The organism is Halogeometricum rufum, assembly GCF_900112175.1.
In the GTDB taxonomy this organism is placed as follows: Archaea; Halobacteriota; Halobacteria; order Halobacteriales; family Haloferacaceae; genus Halogeometricum; species Halogeometricum rufum.
Genome location: NZ_FOYT01000004.1, coordinates 142,825 through 160,886, shown reverse-complemented (window position 1 = coordinate 160,886; position 18,062 = coordinate 142,825). Strand labels below are relative to the sequence as shown.

Below are 18,062 nucleotides of genomic sequence, written 5' to 3'. Positions count from 1 at the left end.
GCGGACGAGCGCGGACCGGACGAGAGCGGACCGGACCGTGACCGACCCTGCGCCGACCGGCGACCCGACGAGAGACGCCGGTCCGACGAGGAACGCCGGACGGACGGCGGCCAGCGGATGGACGACGACCGGCGACCGACAGACGGGGCCGCGGACGGCCCCGCCGTCGGCGACCCGGCGGGCACCAACGTCCCCGTCTCCCGCCGCGGGTTCCTGAAGGGCGTCGGACTCGCCTCCGTCCTCGGCGTCGGGTCCGCGTCGGCGTCGGACGACTCGCTGTTCGCGATGGACGGCCTGCAACCGGTGGACGACCCCATCGGCGACTACCCCTATCGCGACTGGGAGGACCTCTACCGCGAGCAGTGGGACTGGGACTCGGTCGCCCGGTCGACGCACAGCGTCAACTGCACGGGCAGTTGCTCGTGGAACGTCTACGTGAAGAACGGACAGGTGTGGCGCGAGGAACAGGCCGGCGACTACCCCCGCTTCGACGAGTCCGTGCCGGACCCGAACCCGCGCGGGTGCCAGAAGGGGGCCTGCTACACCGACTACGTCAACGCCGAACAGCGAATCAAACACCCCCTCAAGCGCGTCGGCGAACGCGGCGAGGGGAAGTGGCAGCGCATCTCGTGGGACGACGCGCTCACCGAGATAGCCGAACACGTGGTCGAGGAGGTGCAGGCGGGCCGGTACGACGCCATCAGCGGCTTCACGCCGATTCCGGCGATGAGTCCCGTCTCGTTCGCCGGCGGGTCGCGCCTCGTCAACCTCCTCGGCGGAGTCAGCCACTCCTTCTACGACTGGTACTCCGACCTGCCGCCGGGCCAACCCATCACGTGGGGCACGCAGACGGACAACGCCGAGAGCGCCGACTGGTACAACGCCGACTACATCGTCGCGTGGGGGTCGAACATCAACGTCACGCGCATCCCCGACGCGAAGTACTTCCTCGAAGCGGGCTACGACGGGACGAAACGCGTCGGCGTGTTCACCGACTACTCGCAGACGGCCATCCACACCGACGAGTGGCTGAGTCCCGACCCCGGCACCGACACGGCCCTCGCTCTCGGGATGGCGCAGACCATCGTTCGCGAGGAACTGTACGACGAGGCGCACCTGAAGGAGCAGACGGACGTGCCCCTCCTCGTCCGCGAGGACACGGGCAAGTTCCTCCGCGCGAGCGACGTTCCCGCCGTCAGCACGGACGCCGACCGTCCCGAGTGGATGCTCCTGATGCTCGACGCCGAGGGGACCCTCCGCGAGGCGCCCGGGTCGCTGGGCGAACGCGACGGCCAGAAGGACTACTCGAAGTCCATCGAACTCGACTTCGACCCGCGACTCGACGCGGAGACGACGGTGCGGACGACGGACGGTCCGGTGCAGGTCCGGACGGTGTGGAACGAACTCCGCGAGGAACTCTCGGAGTACGACCCCGAGACGGTCCACGAGACGACGGGCGTCGGCCGGGAGACGTACCAGCGAGTCGCCCGCGAGTTCGCCGACGTCGACCGCGCGAAGATAATCCACGGCAAGGGGGTCAACGACTGGTATCACAACGACCTCGGCAACCGCGCCATCCAACTGCTCGTCACGCTGACGGGCAACCTCGGTCGGCAGGGGACCGGCCTCGACCACTACGTCGGCCAGGAGAAGATATGGACGTTCCACGGGTGGAAGACGCTCTCGTTCCCGACGGGAAGCGTCCGCGGCGTGCCGACGACGCTGTGGACGTACTACCACGCCGGCATCCTCGACAACACCGACCCCGACACCGCCGCGAAGATACGCGAGGCCATCGACGAGGGGTGGATGCCCGTCTACCCCGCCGAACGCGAGGACGGGTCCCGCCCCGACCCGACGACGATGTTCGTCTGGCGGGGGAACTACTTCAACCAGGCGAAGGGCAACGTCGCCGTCGAGGAGGAGTTGTGGCCGAAACTCGACCTCGTGGTGGACGTGAACTTCCGCATGGACTCGACGGCGATGTACTCCGACATCGTGCTGCCGACGGCGAGTCACTACGAGAAGCACGACCTGTCGATGACGGACATGCACACGTACGTCCACCCGTTCACGCCCGCGGTGGAACCGCTGGGCGAGTCGAAGACGGACTGGCAGATATTCCGCGAACTCGCCGCGAAGATTCAGGAAGTCGCCACCGAACGCGGCGTCGACCCCGTCCCCGACCGGACGTTCGACCGCGAGATAGACCTCCAGTCGATTCACGACGACTACGTCCGCGACTGGGCCACCGGCGAGGAGGGGGCACTCGCCGAGGACCGCGCGGCCTGCGAGTATATCCTCGAACACTCCGCGGAGTCGAACCCCGAGGGCACCGACGAGCAGATAACGTTCGCCGACACCGTCGAACAGCCGAAACGACTGCTCGAAGCGGGCGACCACTGGACCTCCGACATCGAGGAGGGGGAGGCGTACGCGCCGTGGAAGGACTTCGTGCAGGACAAGAACCCGTGGCCGACGGTGACGGGCCGCCAGCAGTACTACATCGACCACGACTGGTTCCTCGAACTCGGCGAGCAGTTACCCACGCACAAGGAGGGGCCGACGAACACGGGCGGCGACTACCCGATGGAGTACAACACGCCGCACGGCCGGTGGTCCATCCACTCGACGTGGCGCGACAGCGAGAAGATGCTCCGCCTGCAACGCGGCGAACCGGTCGTCTATCTCCACCCGCAGGACGCGGAGGAACGGGGCATCGAGGACGGCGACACCGTCGAGGTGTTCAACGACCTCGCGTCGGTCGAACTGCAGGCGAAACTCTATCCGAGCAGTCAGCGCGGCACCGCCCGGATGTTCTTCGCGTGGGAGCGGTTCCAGTTCCCCGACGACACGAACTTCAACTCGCTCGTCCCGATGTACATGAAACCGACGCAGTTGGTGCAGTACCCCGAAGACACCGGCGAACACCTGTACTTCTTCCCCAACTACTGGGGACCGACGGGGGTCAACAGCGACGTCCGCGTGGACGTGCGGAAGCCGGGAGGTGACGGCGGATGAGCACCGACGACGGACCGCCTGCGCAGACCGACGGCGAGACGGTTCCCCTCGCCGACGGCGTGGACCACCAGGTGGCGATGGTGATGGACCTGAACAAGTGTATCGGCTGCCAGACGTGTACGGTCGCGTGCAAGTCGCTGTGGACGGAGGGCGGCGGCCGCGACTACATGTACTGGAACAACGTCGAGACGAAACCCGGCGAGGGCTACCCGCGCGACTGGGAGAACTCCGGCGGCGGATGGCAGTCGGACGAACACAGCGAACGCCGACCCGGACAGATACCGTCGCAGGAGGACTACGGCGACGCGTGGGAGTTCAACCACGAGGAGGTGATGTACGACGGCAGCGACAGCCCACTCCGACCGCAGAGCGACCCCGAGTGGGGGCCGAACTGGGACGAGGACCAGGGGGCGGGCGAGTACCCCAACTCCTACTACTTCTACCTCCCGCGAATCTGCAACCACTGCACGCACCCCTCCTGCGTCGAGGCGTGCCCGCGGAAGGCCATCTACAAGCGCGAGGAGGACGGTATCGTCCTCATCGACCAGGAGCGCTGTCGCGGCTACCGCTACTGCGTCGAGGGCTGTCCGTACAAGAAGGTGTACTACAACGCGACGAAGAAGACGTCCGAGAAGTGCATCTTCTGTTACCCGCGCATCGAGGGCGAGGGCCCCGAGGGCGAGACGTTCGCGCCCGCCTGCGCGGAGGACTGTCCGCCGCAGTTGCGACTCGTCGGGTTCCTCGACGACGAGCAGGGACCCATCCACAAACTCGTCGAGGAGTACGAAGTCGCCCTGCCGCTTCACCCCGAGTACCGCACGCAACCGAACGTCTACTACATCCCGCCGTTCGCGCCGCCGCAGCACTCCGAGGACGGCGAGACGGTGGACGTGGACCGCATCCCCCGAACCTACCTCGAGGAACTGTTCGGCGAGGGGGTCCACGACGCCCTCGACACCATCGAACGGGAACGCGAGAAGGTGGACCGCGGCGGGGAGAGCGAACTGCTCGACATGCTGACCGACACGAATCCGGCGCGGAAGTACCGGCTGGAGGTCTTCGATGACGAGTGAGCCGAGCGACGGGCCGCCGGACTCACCGGACCGACGCGTCGCGGCGTGGGCAGTCGCCGCCGCCTGTCTGGTCGTGGCGACGGCGCTCCTCGGCCCGGCGACGGTGTCGGCGCGCCCCGCGAACCAGATTCCGGTCGAGGAGGTGTCGGCCGCCGAGAACCCGCAGCGACCGACGGGCGAGGCGTGGGACACGGTGCCGCCGGTCGAAGTGCCGCTGACGAGTGCGCCCAGCGGCCTTCCCAACGCCAGCGACACGTCCGTCGAGTCGCTCCGCGTCCAGTCGGCGCGGACCGAGAGCCGGTTCTACCTCCGGCTGTCGTGGGCCGACGGCACCGCCGACCGGAACGCCTCCACCCCGCGCGAGTTCCAGGACGCCGCGGCGGTGCAACTTCCCGTGAACACAACGGCCAGACCGCCCATCTCCATGGGCAGCACGCGCAACCTCGTGAACGTCTGGTACTGGCACGCCGGCGGGAAGACGCAGGAACTCCTCGCCGGGGGGCCGGGGACGACCACGCGGTTCGAGTCGTCGTCGGTGAACACCACGGCGACGTACGACGACGGCCGGTGGACGATGGTCGTCTCGCGCGGCGTCGCCACCGACGCGACCAACCGGACGACGCTCGCCGTCGACCACGACGTGGACGTGGCGTTCGCCGTCTGGAACGGGTCGAACATGGAGCGCTCGGGCACGAAGGCGGTCAGCGAGTGGTACCACTTCCCGCTCGGCCCCGGTCCGCAGGGGCCGCCCTACGAGTCCATCCTCTGGACCATCGCGGGCCTCGCCATCGCCGGCACCGCACTCGTGACGATACAGGCGGTCCGGGGGTCCTGAGATGACCGAACCCACCGACACGGCCGGAAGCGCCGAAGTCGACGACGCGGCCCCCGCGAACGACACAGCCGACGCGGTTGGCGCGAACGACGCGAACGGGGTCGCCGCAGACGCCGCGGACGCGGTGGACCCGGAGCGTCTCGACGGCGAGGCGGCCGCCCGGAGCGGCGTCTACGCCCTCCTGGCGACGCTGTTCGACGAACCCGACGAGGCGCTGTACGCGCGACTCGACGCCGGCGAGGTCCACCGGACCTGCCGCGAACTGGTCGCGGCGAGCGGACTGGCCGTCGACCCGCCGGACCTCACCGTCGCGGACGACCACGAGACGCTGTGCGCGCGCTTCAACGACCTGTTCACCGTCGGCTACGCGGAGTACACGGACCGGACCGACGGCTCCCTCGACAGCGAGGGGCCGCCCGTGTCGCTGTACGGGTCGTCGTACCGCCCGGACGCCTCGTGGAACGACGTGAACCTCGACCTGGCGCGGGCGTACGAGTACTTCGGGCTGGGAATCGACCAATCCGCCCGCGACAACCACGACTACCTGCCTTACCAACTGGAGTTCGCGGGTTACCTCTCGCGGCGCGAGGCCGACGGGTCGTCCGGCGCGGGGCGCGCCCGTCTCGACTTCCACGACAGGCACCTCCGCGTCGTCGCCGACGGCGTCGTCGACCGGGTGGCCGAGGAGTCCGGAACCGGCCTGTACGGCGAACTCGCGGCGTTCCTCGCCCGGTTCGTGGCCGCCGACCAGACGGCGCTCGCCGAGCGGTTCGAGGGAGGTGACGGCGGATGAGCGGTCGGCGCGTCGCGGAGGTGCTGGCGACCGACGCGGGCGCGACGGCGGCGTCGCTCTCCGGTCGGTCGCCCGTCTCCGCCCGCCTCATCGCCGGAGCGCTCGCGTTCGTCCCGATGGCCGCCGCGACGGCCTACCGGGTCGCTCACAACGCGCCGGGGTCGCTCCCCGGTCCGCTCACCGAACTCGCCGCGCCGTTGCTCCCGTTCGCCGTCGTCGGTCCCGCCCTCGCCGGACTGCTCCTCGCGTCCGTCGTCGACCGGCCGGTCCAGCGGGTCGGACTCGCCTTCGCCGGGGGGTTCGGACTGGTCGCCCTCGCCCCGGGCGCGTGGTATCCCGCGACGGCCGGCGTCGTCTGCGGCGGCGCGTCCGCCGTCGGTTCCCTCGCCGTCGGCGCGCGGCGCGACGACCGGTCGGCGCGCTCGGGACACCCGATGCTGGCGCGGTACGCGGCCGTCGCCGGGGTCCTCGTCGCCGCCGTTCTGGCGTCGCTGGCGGCGACGGCGGGCGTCGCACCCGCGACGCTCCGTCCGCTGGGGTCCAGCGCGGCGCTCCTCGGCGTCGGCCTCGCACCCTTCGTCATCGGCACCGACGGGTCGAGTCTGGCCGTCGGCGTCGTCGCCGGCGGCCTGTCGTTCGCCGTCGTCACGTCGCTCCCGTACGTCGCCGGCGCGGTGCTACTCGTCGGCGGCGGCGTCGTCGACGCACCCGTGGCGCTGGTCGTCCTCGCCGCCGCCGGCGGTACCGCGGCGCTGGCGGCGACGCTCCGTCGCGGCCGATACGACCGCGCGTGCGGCGCCGGACTGCTCCTCGCCGCGGGCGTCCCGGCGACGCCCCCGCAGGCGCTCTCGGTCCTGATTGCGCTGGTCCTCCTCGCGCCGGGAGGTGAGGCGGCGTGAGAGACGAGGAGGAGGCGACCGACGGCCCGCCGGACCCGCAACTCCACCCCGAGAACAGCCCCGGGTTCGACGCGGACCCCGAGGGGCTGGCGGACATCGAGGTGGACCGCGACGTGACCATCGGCGAGGCGTCGCTGGCCGAACTCGCCGCGAGCGACACGGAACCGGTCGAGGACGAGGCGGTGGCCGACCTGCTGTCGACGCTCGCGGACGACGACGCCGTCGCGCGTCGTCGCGCCGCGTTGGCGCTCTCGGAACGCGACCGGACGGACGCCGTCGTCCGCGGCCTCTGTCGCGCGGCGGCCACCGACGCCGACGCCGACGTGCGGCAGTTCGCGGTCGAATCGCTCGCCAAACTCGGCGGGGCGGCGGCCGAGGAGACGGCCCGGGTAGCCGCGGACGACGAGAACCCGTGGGTCCGCGCGGAGGCCGTCGTCGCACTCGACCGACTGGACCGGTGCGCGCACGCCGACCGAATCGCCGACGCACTCGGAGACGACCACCACGCGGTCCGCCGGAACGCGGCCATCTCGACGTTCAAACGCCGCGGCGAAGACGCGCTCTCGGACCTGCTGGAACTGACCGACGACCCCAGCGAACGGGTCCGCGAGTGGGCCGCCCACCTGCTCGGTGGAATCGACGCCGACCGGGCACACGCCGAACTCGAACGACTCGCCGCCGAAGACGAGAGCAGCATCGTCCGCGAGACTGCGGTCCGCGCTCGCGACGTGGACGCCGGGAGCTTCCGCCGACAGTTCAGCGGCGCGCTGGACGAGAGCGACCGGACGCTCCCGGGCGAAGACGACCTGAACCGAACGCCCGACCTCTAACAATGACCGACGACAGCACGAGCGCCGACGACAGCACGAGCGCCGACGACAGCACGAGCGCCGACGACAGCACGAGAGCCGACAGCACGACACCCGACGGCATCGAGGCGGCGACCGAAGACCGCCGGCCGCCCGAGACGCCGGAGACGGGCGGCGGAGACGACTCGCTCGAAGACCGCGTCGAAGCCGCCCTGCGGACCGTCAGAGACCCCGACGCGGACGTGACCGTGTTCGAGGCCGGACTGGTCGAGTCCATCGCAGTCGAGGACGACGCCGTGACCGTCGGCGCGGCGGTGGCCGAGTTCGACGACGCGAACGCGAAGGGCGTGATGCGCGCCATGATGCGGGCCGTCCGCGACGTGCCGGGCGTCGAGAGCGTCCACGTCGAACCCGTCGCCCCGTCCGCTGACGACCGGACGACAGGCGTCCACGGCTTCGACACCGTCGTCGCCGTCGCGAGTGCGAAGGGGGGCGTCGGCAAGTCGACCGTCGCGACCGGACTCGCCTGCGGACTGGCGGCCGACCGGTCGACGGGCCTGTTCGACGCCGACATCCACGGCCCGAACGTCCCGACGCTGTTGGACGTGGACGGCCCCGTCCGCTCCGCCGACGACGGCAGTCCCCTCCCGGTCGTCGCGTCGGGCGACGACGTCGACCTGGACGTGATGAGCGTCGGCCTGATGGAGTCCGGCGCGCCCCTCGCGTGGCGCGGGGCGATGGCGCACGACGCGCTGACGGAACTGTACGAGGACACCGCGTGGAACGCAGACGACACGCTGGTGGTCGACCTCCCGCCGGGCACCGGCGACGTGGTGCTGACGACGTTGCAGGAGGTGCCGGTGGACGGCGTCGTCGTCGTCACCACGCCGTTCCCGGCGAGTCTGGAGGACACCGCCCGCAGCGTCGAACTGTTCCGCGACAACGACGTCCCCGTCCTCGGCGTGGTCGTCAACATGGGGACGTTCGCCTGCCCCTCCTGCGGCGACAGCCACGACCTGTTCCCCGACGGGTCGCCGACGGAGACGCTGTCGGCGCCGCTTCTGGCCGACATCCCGTTCACGCCCGCTCTGCAGGAGACGCCGGTTCCGGGCGCACCGCACGAGTCCATGCGCGAACTCGCCGACGCAGTCGGGACGGCGGCGGCGACGGCGTGGGACGTCGACGCGCCGGACGACGCGCTGGACATCCGGGGCGACCCGCCGGAGCGACGGCGAGAACGCGTCGCCGACCACCTCGCGACGCTCCGGTCCGGTGCGACGTTCTCCCTCGTCAGCGACCGGGACCCCTCGCCCATCAGGGAGTACCTCGCGGCCCTCCTCGACTGCGAACCGGACGCGTTCGAGGACCTCTCGGTCGAACGCCGGACGCCGGACGACTGGGTGCTTTCCGTCACCATCCCGTCGGACCCCCCGCGGGAGTGACCGCTCGCCGCGGAGATACCGGCCGTTCGACCCCGCCACTCGGCGCTATTCGACCGGAACGGAAAAGAGAACAAAACGAGCAAAGACCGTTTTGACGACCGGTCAGTCGACCGTCACTGCTCGGGTGACGGTTCCTCCCCCTCGGGCGCCGGGGGTTCGGTGCCCGACTGCTCGGCGGCCGCACTCTCCGCCTCCGCGGTGCCCCCGTGGTCGACAGCGAGGTCCGCGCCGGACTGCGCCGCGTCCACCTCGAACGACGAGACCACGGCCATCAGTCGCTCGGCCTGCGAGGCGAGTTCGTCGGTTCCGTCGGAGACTTCGCTCAGCGAGGCGGTCTGCTCTTCGGCGGCCGCGGCGACGGACTCCGCCCGCCGAGCGGTGTCGTCGCTGATCTCGGTCACGCGGTCCATCATCGAGGCCACCTCCTCGGTCGAGGAGGCCTGATCGTCGGTCGTCCGGCTTATCTCGTCGACGCCCTCGCTCGTCGCGCGGGCGTTCTCCACGATGGTGTCGAGGGCGTCGCGGGCGTTCTCGACGGCCGCGACGCCGTCGTCGACCGCCTCCTGCGTCTCGCGCATCTCCTCGACGGTCGCCGCGGAGGTCGACTGGACCTCGCCGATGGTCTGTTCTATCTCCTCGGCCGACTCCTTGGTCTCGCCCGCGAGTTGCTTGACCTCGTCGGCGACGACGGCGAAGCCCTCGCCCGCCTCGCCGGCGCGGGCGGCCTCGATGTTGGCGTTCAGCGCGAGGATGTTCGTCTGGTCGGCGATGTCGGTGATGAGTTCGACGATGTCGCCGATCTCCTCCATGCGCGATTCGAGCGCTTCGATCTGTCGCGCCGTCCGTTCGGTCTTCGACTCCACGTCTTCGATGGTGTCGATGGCGTCCGCCGTCGCGGTGTGGCCGACCTCGCTCGCGTCGAGGGTGTGCTCCGCCGTGCGTTCGAGTTCGCTCGCGGAGGACGCCACCTCCTCGATGGTCGCCGAGAGGTTGCTCGTCTCGCCGGTGGTCTGTTCGAGGGTCTCTTGCTGCTCTTGGGCACCTTCGGCCATCACCTGCGTGGAGTCGCTGACCTCTCTGCTCGCGCGCTCTATCTCCTGCGCACTCGCGGTCACCTCCTCGCTGGCGGCGGCGACGGTCTCGGCGAACTCCGACACCTCGGCGACGGTGGCTTCGAGTTCGGCCATCATCTCGTTGAACGACTGCGCCATGGCGGTCATCGCCTCGTTGTCGGCGTCCTCGTCCATGCGGCCCGTGAGGTCGCCCTCGGCGGCCGCGGCCATCGTCTCGCCGAACGCCTCGGCCTTCGTCTCCAGTTCGACGATGAGGGTCTCCAAGTCCTCGTGGGTCTGTCCCATCGCCTCGCCGAACGAACCGGGAACGTCCTCGTCGAGAACCGGGTCGTCGAAGTCCTTCGACGCGACGGCCTCCGCCTGCCCCGCGACGGTCGTCAGGTACGACTGCATCTCCGCGAACGAGTCGTAGAGCCGCCCCATCTCGTCGATTCGGGTCGTGGACGGGACGTCGCCGTCGACCTCTCCGGCCGCGATTTCGTCGGCGTTCTGCGCGACTGCGGCCAGCGAGGTGGCGGTCCCGCGACCGATGGTCAGGCCGACGAGGAACAGCGCACCGATGGCGAAGGCGAGCAACAGCACGATGTTCTCCGTCACCTGCGACTGGAGGGCGAAGGCCCGGTCGGTCGGGACGTGGTAGGTGAGGACCCAGTCGGTCCCCGTGACGGGCGCGTAGGCCATCGCGTACTGGCCGGGTTCCATCCCGGTCCGCGCGCCGACCTGCGTGTATCCGCGCTGGCCAGTCAACGCGGCGTCGATGGCCGTGACCGTCTCGTCGCCGGACGCGGCGTACGGTTCGAGAAGCGAGTTCTGGCGATTGTCGAGGAGTATCGTGCCGTCGGCGGAGACGACCTTCGCGTCGCCCGTCGCGATGGGCGAACTGAACTGCTGGGACCGCGCCTCCAGCGACGCGGTCAGGACGACGAAGCCGTCCTTTCCGGTGACGGGGGCGACGAACGCGATGACCGGGCCGGACCCCGCGTCGTACGGGGCCGAGACGGTGGCTCCGCTCGACTGCGCGAGCGACGACGCCCGACCCGTCCACGGCGCGTCCAGTCCGCCGAGGGACGCACCGCTCGCACCGTCGGTCGTGCTGGCGACGACCGACCCGGACTCGGCGTCGACGTAGTGCAACGAGCGAACGTCGTTCGGGAGTTCGATGAGTTTCTGTTCGAGCCAGCGTTCGTGGGCGCTGGCCGAGGTGCTCTCGGGCCTGTCCGCCAGCGACGACGCGAGGAACGCGACGGTGGACTCCTTCGAGGCCGTCCAGTCGGCGACTGCGTCCGCCTCCGACTCGGCGATGCCGCGTATCTCCTCTCGCGTCTGCTGTTCGACGACGCCCTTCGTGTCGAAGTGGATGAACGCGCCCACCCCGCTCATCACGAGGATGATGACGAGGAGGACGACGCCGAACTTCGCCGCGTATCGCCGGCGAATCACGTCCGGCAGGAGGCGTTCCAGACCGCTCGCCACCCACGCCAGCGGGTTCCTCATCGGTCACCCCCCGACTCGAAGAACTGCTTCTGCAGCAGTTCCAACCGTTCGACGTTCCCGTCCGTGACGCGTTCGACGAGGTAGGAACTCAGCGGTTCGAGGTTCCGGGTCAGGTCGACGTCGCCGGACGCCCCTCGGTAGTTCAGACTCCGTCCCGACTCGACCAGCAGTTTGACCGCGTCGAAGTCGCCGACCGAGACGGTGTGCCCGTCTCCCTCGGAGACCGAGCGAACCGTGTCGGCTATCGCCGGCGCGGTCGCCTCGCCCGCCATCTCGGCCGCGGCGGCCATCAGGAAGAGCGCGTCGTAGGCGTTGACCGAGAACGGTGCCAACGGCGCGATGTCGGACAACCGCCGCGAGAGGTTGAAGTGGCCGTCGGTCCGCGTCGAGGAGAGCGACGCGCTGTAGAATCCGTCGTAGTACGACGGGGTGTCCGTGCCGAGCAGTCCGGCCGAGAACACCCACGGTGCCTCGTAGTCGGACGCGCCGTACGCGTCGAGCACATCCTTCTCCTGCCCGGGGACGCTGACGAAGGCCACCGCGTCGGGCGAGTCCGTGAAGACCTCCGCTATCTTCGCGTCGAACGAGGACGCGGACGGGTCGTACCGCGCGTCCGCGACTACCTCCGCGTCGACGTTCGACGCGATGGCGTCGGCCAGGTCGGCCCCGAAGTCGTTGTCGAGCGCGAGAATCGAGATGGTGTCCGCGCCGACGTACTGCGGCGAGTCGATTATCTTCGCCATCGCGACCGACTGGAGCAGGTCGCTCGGGACGGTCCGACCGAAGTACTTTCGGTCGCCGCTCCGACCGGCGTCCGTCAGTCGCGGGTTCGTGCTCCCGGGACTGATCTCCACGACGCCGTCCTCGGCGGCCTTCGGCGCGAGTGCGAGCGAGATAGTGCTCACGAGGGCTCCGACGAACCCGACGACGCCCTCGTCGACGAGGCTCTCGTACGCTTCGAGCGAGGCGTCCACGTCGGCTTCGCTGTCCTTCGCGACCAGTTCGACCGGCCGGCCGAGAACCCCGCCGGCGTCGTTGATGTCGGCGACCGCCTGCTCGGCGGCCCGTTGCCCGTGGACGCCGACTCCCTCGAGTGCGCCCGACGTCGGCAGGAGCGTCCCGAACCGGACCGGTTCGCTCTCCCGGCCGCCGAACGCCCCCGTACACCCCGGGAGCGCTCCCAGTGCGACGGTTCCCCCGGCGGCCCGGAGTACCCTTCGTCTACTGTATGAATCCCGCATATGCCCTGACCCTCGCTGGGGGATATAACGGTGGCCCGCAAATTATCAACTTCAATATCCAACTAATGTGCGTACAGAGCGAAACACGTTCGGCCCAAGGAATCGAATCGTCGCACGAGCTTGAACAAGATATGTAACAAACAGACAAATCTTCAAAAATAAGTCAGTATATCTCCCCCAACGTGAAGAAAACAAGACACGATGCATTGACAGTTTATCGAAGAGCGGACGAAAGTATTGGATAAATATCACCACTCGGCTCGAGCACGTTCCGTCGTCGAGCGGTGACGACGGCCGACGGCGTCGACGCCGAACACATCGCTTATGCGTCGGAGCGAACACCGTGGCTCGATGGCAGCGCTTCGTCTCACGCGGTACACGACGCTCGTCGTGGCCGCGGCACTCTGGTTTCTCGCCAAGTTCGTCCGGTACGCGTTTCCGCCCCTCTTCGAGACGTTTCAGGCGAGCTACGGGCTCTCGACGGCGACGGTCGGCCTCGTCTACACCGGTCTCATGACCGTGTACGCGCTGCTGCAGTTCCCGTCGGGGATGCTCTCGGACCGGTTCGGACCGGTGCGCGTCGTCACCGGCGGCGCTCTCGTCGCCGCAGTCGGGTCGTTCGCGCTCGTCGCCGACTCGCCCGCACCGGTGTTCGTCGCCGCCGCGATGCTCGTCGGGGCGGGGACCGGCGCTCACAAGACAGTCGCGGTCCGCGTCCTCTCTCGCGTCTACCCCAATCGGACCGGTCGCGTCCTCGGCGTGTTCGACACCGTCGGCGCGTACGGCGGCGTCGGCGCCTCCGCCGTGGTCACGCTGTTTCTGGTCGCCCCGCCGGTGCTGACGCCGTTCGTCTCGCGACTGCCGGGGGCGGCGTGGCGCGGCGTGTTCCTCCTCGCGGGTCTCGCCGGCGTGGCATTCGCGGCCGCGTTCGCGTGGTACGTTCCGCGCCAACTGTCGTCGTCCGACGACGCGGACGCCGCCGCGACGGCCGAGAGCGCCGACCCGACGCTGGCCGACTACCTGCGGCAGTTCTCCGACCGCCGGTTCGCGGCGTTCATCCTCGTCACCGTCCTCTTCTCGTTCTCCTACAACGGCGCGGTGGCGTTCCTTCCCTTGTATCTCACCGACGCGGTCGGGTTCGGGACGACGACGGCGAACCTCCTCTACTCGCTGCTGTTCGCGCTGAGCGTCGTGCAGGTGGTGACGGGCGACGTGAGCGACCGAACGGGTCGGCTTCCCATCATCACTGGTACGCTCGGTATCGCGGGGGTTTCCCTCGTCGGCGCCGTCGTTCTCGCGGACGGCGGCTTCCTCGCACTCGGTGCGGCCGTCGTCGGCCTCGCCGTCGGGAGCCACGGCTTCCGGCCGGTCCGCGGCGTCTACCTCGTCGAGATTCTCCCGGACTGGATCGCGGCCGGCGGCCTCGGCATCGTCCGAACCATCCTGATGGGCGCTGGCGCGGTGTCGCCCGCCGTGGTCGGCTTCCTCGCGGAGGCGTACGACTTGCGCGCCGCGTTCGCCCTCCTCGCGGCGTCGATGGTGGGGGCCGCCGTCGTCGCCGGCGGACTGCTGCTCTCCGAGCGCACTGGTGGGGCCGAACCGGCCTGAGACGCCGCAGTCGGTCCCTCGCTCACTCGGTGAGGGTCGCCTCGTCCGGGTCTGTCGGCTGTCGGACGCGCCGAATCAGCAGAGACCGGCGACGTAGTGGGCCATCGGACTCAGATACAGCGCGGTCCCGACGAGCGACAACAGGACGCCGCCGCCGACCCACACGCGCGGGTCGGGCGTCCCCGGGGCGTCGCGACCAGACGTTTCTTGTCGCTCGTCCGCGAACCCGCCAGCATCGATGTCACAGAGCGACGACGTGCTGTCGCGCGAGCCGGACGACCGGTTGCGAGTGCTGGACCCTGACGGCGCCGTCGTCGCGCCCGAACTGCTCCCCGACCTGGGGGACGAGACGCTCGTCTCGATGTTCCGCGACATGCGCTTCTGCCGGCGGTTCGACGAGCGGATGATAAGCCTCCAGCGACAGGGTCGCACGGGAACGTACTCCTCGCTCGCGGGGCAGGAAGGCTCCCAAATCGGGTCGATGTACGCTCTCGCGGAGGAGGACGTGATCTCGTACCAGTACCGCGAACACGGCGCCGTCGTCGCCCGCGGGTTCCCGTGGGAGTATCTCCTCTACTGGGCGGGCCACGAGGAGGGAAGCAAAGCGCTCGCGGACCGGAACGTCTTCCCGCTGAACATCACCATCGGCGGCCACCTCCCCCACGCCGTCGGGATGGCGATGGCGACGAAACTGCAGGGGGGCGAGCGGGTGACGGTGGCGCACTTCGGCGACGGCGCGACCAGCGAGGGCGACTTCCACGAGGCGATGAACTTCGCCGGCGTGTACGACGTGCCCGCCCTGTTCGTCTGTAACAACAACCAGTGGGCAATCTCGACGCCGCGGGACCGCCAGACGGCGAGTCGGACGTTCGCGCAGAAGGCGACGGCCTACGGTTTCGAGGGCGTGCAGGTGGACGGGATGGATCCGCTGGCGACGTACGTCGTGACGAAGGCCGCCCGTGAGAAGGCCCTCGACGCCGAGAGCGACGCTCCTCGTCCGACGCTGGTCGAGGCGGTGCAGTACCGCTTCGGCGCGCACACGACGGCGGACGACCCGAGCGTCTACCGCGACGACGACGAGGTGGAGGCGTGGCGACGGAAGGACCCGCTCGACCGGTTCGAGTCGTTCCTCCGCGAGACGGGACGCCTCGACGACGAACGCGCCGCGGCGATAGACGAGGAGATAACCGAGACGCTCGCGGCGGCCGTCGACGAGGTGGAGTCGTTCGAGGCCGACCCCGACTCGATGTTCGAGTACGCCTACGCGGAGCAGACGCCGCGCATTCGCGACCAGCAGGAGCGGTTCCGCGAACTGCGCGAGGCGCACGGCGACGACTCCTTCGACCGGGGGGAGTAGCGGCGCGGTTACCGACGGCGGCTCTCGAACTGCCCGCGACGACGCGAATCGACCGCTTCGACGTCGACGGCCGTTCGGGCAGTGTCGGCTAGCGCCGCTGGCAGCGGAACGTGAGGGCCCCCGTCACGCCCACGGCGGCCGTTCGACCCGTGTCTCGCCGATTCGCGAGAACCGGACCGTCCTCGTGACGACCCGCGGACCGGACCGGTAGGCGACCGTCCGGGTGGTCTCGACCTGCCGCACGTACCCTTCGGGGTCGACGAGCAGCGTCATCGACGCGTTCGAGGAGACGTGCGTGTCGTTCAGTTCGGCCCGGACGCGGTAGAGTCGCGTTCCGTTTCGCGTCACGTTCTCGACCGTCGCGTTCCGACTGGCGCTGAGTCCGTAGAGTAGCTGCCGGTGGAGCGCCTGATTGAGCCGCACCGAGGAGTTGAGCAACGCGACGGCGCGGACTCGGCTGTCGTTCCCCGACTCCACGCGGACGGTCGTCTCGTTCCCGCGCCGCCACGCCGTCACTTCGTCCGGCCGCTGTTCGTACCGGTCCGGAGCGTCGCCGACGACGGCGTGCGTCCGGGTCGCACTCGCTCGGACCGGTCGGCCGGGGTCGACCCGCCACGTCTGCGTGGTGACGACGCGGAACGTCCCGTTCGCGTCCCGAGCCGTCGTCTTCGACCGGGCGGTGAACGAGTTCGAACGGAGCGTCTCGGTGTGGGCCCGAATCAGCGCGTTCGCGTCAGTCGCGTCCGTCGCGGTCAGGGTGGGGGCCGAGTCACCGGAGCCGCCCGGTGCGGCACAGCCGGCAGCGACAACCGCGACCGACAGACAGAGCGCGGCGACGAGGGCGCGTCGGCTCACTGCGGGAACACCTCCGGGAACCCGTAGAAGTAGTAGTACATCTCCGCGACGCCGGACACCGCGAGCAACACGCCGGCCGCGCGGTAAATCGTCCGCGTGTGGGCGCTAAGCACCGTCGTGAGCGAGGACCCGCCGAGCGCCGTCGCGCTCGTCACCACCATCAGGACCGAACTCATCCCGACCGCGTAGGCGACGGCCACTCCGACGCCGAGGACCGGCCCCAGCGACATCCCCTGCAGTACGACGGCGATGAACAGCGGCGCGGTACAGCCGGCCGCTGCCCCGGCGTACAGCACGCCGAACAGGAAGAACCCCCCGAGCGACCGTTCCCGTTCCGGGAGGCGGACGACCGACCGAGACGGTTTCCATCCCGCCGCCATCAGACCGCCCGCGAGGACGAACACGGCCCCGACGACGAGTTCGAGTATCGCCACGTCGGCGAGGGCCTGCGCCCCGAGGAACGCGGCGGACCCCGCCAGGCCGACGTACACGGCCGTCATCCCGACGCCGGCGAGCAGGCTCATCAGCACCGCCCGCGCCAGCGGACGGCGAACCCGCGTGACGAGCGCACTCGTCCCCGTCGAACCCCCCGTCGAGGCGGCGGCTTCGGCGACCCCTCGACCGTCGGCACGTGTCACCGTGTCGCTCAGGAAGTACGAGAGGTAGCCGGGGAGGAGCGGAAACGCGCACGGGGCGAAGAACGTCGCGACGCCGGCCGAAAACGAGAGTGCGAACAGCGCGGGGAGTGCGAGTCCGGCCATCGTCACGCCTCCGCCACCAGGGGGTCGACGACCGACTTGAACTCCTCGAACGACCGCGCTCTGACCTCCGGGTCGTCACCGGACGCGGGGGTTCCATCCGCGTCGAACACGAGGTTCGTCGGGTAACTGTTGGCGTCCCACCGGTCGGTCGCGACGAGGCTCGGGTCCGTGACGACCGGCCAGGTTCCCTCGTACTCGGTCCAGAACTTCCGGATGAGTTTCTCGTCGACCTCCGGCGTGATCGATACTATGTGGAACGTCTCGGTGTCGTACTCCGCGCGCAGTCGACGGAACGCCGGCATCTCCTCCTGGCACGGTCGGCACCACGTCGTGAAGAAGTTCAACAGCACGACCTTCCCGTCCGGTTTGAGAACCACGTCGCCGTCGGGGAGGTCGTTTCGGGAGACGGCGGAGGGGAGCGCCAGTTGGTCGCCTGCGCTGGCGGCCGCGCCCGACGCCGCGTCTGTTCGTGTGCTGCTCGTGAACCGGCCCGCGCAACCCGCGAGACCGACACCGAGAGCGGTACTGCACGCTCCGAGGAACGAACGGCGATAGCTGGAGGGCATGCGTCGTCCCCCTGATTTTCACCGCTATCCCATTAGGCCGCTGATAGCTACAAGGCAGGCTTAAGTGACAGACTCACACGCGGAAGCCGAGCGGTGACCGGGCACCGGACGCGACTGCCGACGCTCTCTCTGACCGCGACGACGTGCGGAAGTGGTTCGGCGCTGTCGTCGCCTCGTCGTCCGTCGGTCGATTCGTTGAACCCCGCTTCCAGTTCCGCGCTTGGGCGTGTCCGGC

Annotated in this window: 14 protein-coding genes; 9 read left to right on the top strand and 5 right to left on the bottom strand. The window is 69.6% G+C overall.

From position 1 onward, the window contains the following. Positions 1–117: 117 nt before the first annotated feature. Genes BM310_RS17505 through BM310_RS17475 form a run of 7 tightly spaced genes read left to right on the top strand, consistent with a single transcriptional unit; the run spans position 118 to position 8,872 of the window. Positions 118–3,021 (top strand): nitrate reductase subunit alpha, encoded by a 2,904-nt coding sequence (locus BM310_RS17505; protein ID WP_177232696.1) that lies wholly within the window; start codon positions 118–120, stop codon positions 3,019–3,021. After that, positions 3,018–4,094, top strand: a complete 1,077-nt coding sequence (gene narH, locus BM310_RS17500; RefSeq protein WP_089810180.1) for a nitrate reductase subunit beta — start codon at positions 3,018–3,020, stop codon at positions 4,092–4,094. Before BM310_RS17505 ends, narH begins: the two co-directional genes overlap by 4 nt. Next, positions 4,084–4,929 carry an ethylbenzene dehydrogenase-related protein gene (locus tag BM310_RS17495; protein ID WP_089810178.1) on the top strand — a complete coding sequence of 282 codons (846 nt, stop codon included), beginning with the start codon at positions 4,084–4,086 and terminating at the stop codon, positions 4,927–4,929. The genes narH and BM310_RS17495 overlap by 11 nt, the downstream gene beginning before the upstream one ends. A 1-nt stretch (position 4,930) precedes the next feature. Beyond that, the gene (locus BM310_RS17490; RefSeq protein ID WP_089810176.1) at positions 4,931–5,722 is read left to right on the top strand and encodes a molecular chaperone TorD family protein; all 792 of its coding nucleotides are present in this window, start codon (positions 4,931–4,933) and stop codon (positions 5,720–5,722) included. Beyond that, a complete protein-coding gene (locus tag BM310_RS17485; RefSeq protein ID WP_089810174.1) occupies positions 5,719–6,621 on the top strand; it encodes a hypothetical protein in 903 nt (300 codons plus the stop codon). Before BM310_RS17490 ends, BM310_RS17485 begins: the two co-directional genes overlap by 4 nt. Then, the gene (locus BM310_RS17480) at positions 6,618–7,451 is read left to right on the top strand and encodes a HEAT repeat domain-containing protein (protein WP_089810172.1); all 834 of its coding nucleotides are present in this window, start codon (positions 6,618–6,620) and stop codon (positions 7,449–7,451) included. Before BM310_RS17485 ends, BM310_RS17480 begins: the two co-directional genes overlap by 4 nt. A 2-nt stretch (positions 7,452–7,453) precedes the next feature. Next, positions 7,454–8,872, top strand: a complete 1,419-nt coding sequence (locus BM310_RS17475) for a P-loop NTPase (RefSeq protein WP_089810170.1) — start codon at positions 7,454–7,456, stop codon at positions 8,870–8,872. A 113-nt stretch (positions 8,873–8,985) separates the two neighbouring features. Here the strand turns inward: BM310_RS17475 and BM310_RS17470 are convergent, their stop codons facing one another. Both BM310_RS17470 and BM310_RS17465 read right to left on the bottom strand, forming a co-directional pair. Beyond that, entirely contained in the window at positions 8,986–11,439 is a 2,454-nt protein-coding gene (locus tag BM310_RS17470) for a methyl-accepting chemotaxis protein (protein WP_089810168.1), read from the bottom strand. Next, positions 11,436–12,680, bottom strand: a complete 1,245-nt coding sequence (locus tag BM310_RS17465; protein WP_089810166.1) for an ABC transporter substrate-binding protein — start codon at positions 12,678–12,680, stop codon at positions 11,436–11,438. Before BM310_RS17465 ends, BM310_RS17470 begins: the two co-directional genes overlap by 4 nt. A 351-nt stretch (positions 12,681–13,031) precedes the next feature. Here BM310_RS17465 and BM310_RS17460 point away from each other — a divergent pair, with 351 nt between their 5' ends. Then, positions 13,032–14,288 (top strand): MFS transporter, encoded by a 1,257-nt coding sequence (locus BM310_RS17460; protein ID WP_177232689.1) that lies wholly within the window; start codon positions 13,032–13,034, stop codon positions 14,286–14,288. Between the two features lie 238 nt (positions 14,289–14,526). Next, entirely contained in the window at positions 14,527–15,645 is a 1,119-nt protein-coding gene (gene pdhA, locus BM310_RS17455; protein WP_089810162.1) for a pyruvate dehydrogenase (acetyl-transferring) E1 component subunit alpha, read from the top strand. A 123-nt stretch (positions 15,646–15,768) separates the two neighbouring features. Here pdhA and BM310_RS17450 read toward each other — a convergent pair whose 3' ends face one another. Genes BM310_RS17450 through BM310_RS17440 form a run of 3 tightly spaced genes read right to left on the bottom strand, consistent with a single transcriptional unit; the run spans position 15,769 to position 17,827 of the window. Next, positions 15,769–16,500 (bottom strand): hypothetical protein, encoded by a 732-nt coding sequence (locus BM310_RS17450; RefSeq protein WP_089810160.1) that lies wholly within the window; start codon positions 16,498–16,500, stop codon positions 15,769–15,771. Continuing rightward, positions 16,497–17,261: a cytochrome c biogenesis CcdA family protein gene (locus tag BM310_RS17445; RefSeq protein WP_089810158.1), complete on the bottom strand. Its 765-nt coding sequence runs from the start codon at positions 17,259–17,261 to the stop codon at positions 16,497–16,499. Before BM310_RS17445 ends, BM310_RS17450 begins: the two co-directional genes overlap by 4 nt. Before the next feature lie 2 nt (positions 17,262–17,263). Next, complete coding sequence (locus BM310_RS17440) at positions 17,264–17,827, bottom strand: TlpA family protein disulfide reductase (RefSeq protein ID WP_089810157.1); 564 nt, start codon at positions 17,825–17,827, stop codon at positions 17,264–17,266. Positions 17,828–18,062 lie beyond the last annotated feature (235 nt).

Coding starts and splice junctions, on each gene's coding strand:
- BM310_RS17485 (WP_089810174.1), top strand. CDS start 5,719: ATGAGCGGTCGGCGCGTCGCGGAGGTGCTGGCGACCGACGCGGGCGCG.
- BM310_RS17440 (WP_089810157.1), bottom strand. CDS start 17,827: ATGCCCTCCAGCTATCGCCGTTCGTTCCTCGGAGCGTGCAGTACCGCT.
- BM310_RS17465 (WP_089810166.1), bottom strand. CDS start 12,680: ATGCGGGATTCATACAGTAGACGAAGGGTACTCCGGGCCGCCGGGGGA.
- BM310_RS17505 (WP_177232696.1), top strand. CDS start 118: ATGGACGACGACCGGCGACCGACAGACGGGGCCGCGGACGGCCCCGCC.
- narH (WP_089810180.1), top strand. CDS start 3,018: ATGAGCACCGACGACGGACCGCCTGCGCAGACCGACGGCGAGACGGTT.
- pdhA (WP_089810162.1), top strand. CDS start 14,527: ATGTCACAGAGCGACGACGTGCTGTCGCGCGAGCCGGACGACCGGTTG.
- BM310_RS17445 (WP_089810158.1), bottom strand. CDS start 17,261: ATGGCCGGACTCGCACTCCCCGCGCTGTTCGCACTCTCGTTTTCGGCC.
- BM310_RS17475 (WP_089810170.1), top strand. CDS start 7,454: ATGACCGACGACAGCACGAGCGCCGACGACAGCACGAGCGCCGACGAC.
- BM310_RS17490 (WP_089810176.1), top strand. CDS start 4,931: ATGACCGAACCCACCGACACGGCCGGAAGCGCCGAAGTCGACGACGCG.
- BM310_RS17470 (WP_089810168.1), bottom strand. CDS start 11,439: ATGAGGAACCCGCTGGCGTGGGTGGCGAGCGGTCTGGAACGCCTCCTG.
- BM310_RS17460 (WP_177232689.1), top strand. CDS start 13,032: ATGGCAGCGCTTCGTCTCACGCGGTACACGACGCTCGTCGTGGCCGCG.
- BM310_RS17495 (WP_089810178.1), top strand. CDS start 4,084: ATGACGAGTGAGCCGAGCGACGGGCCGCCGGACTCACCGGACCGACGC.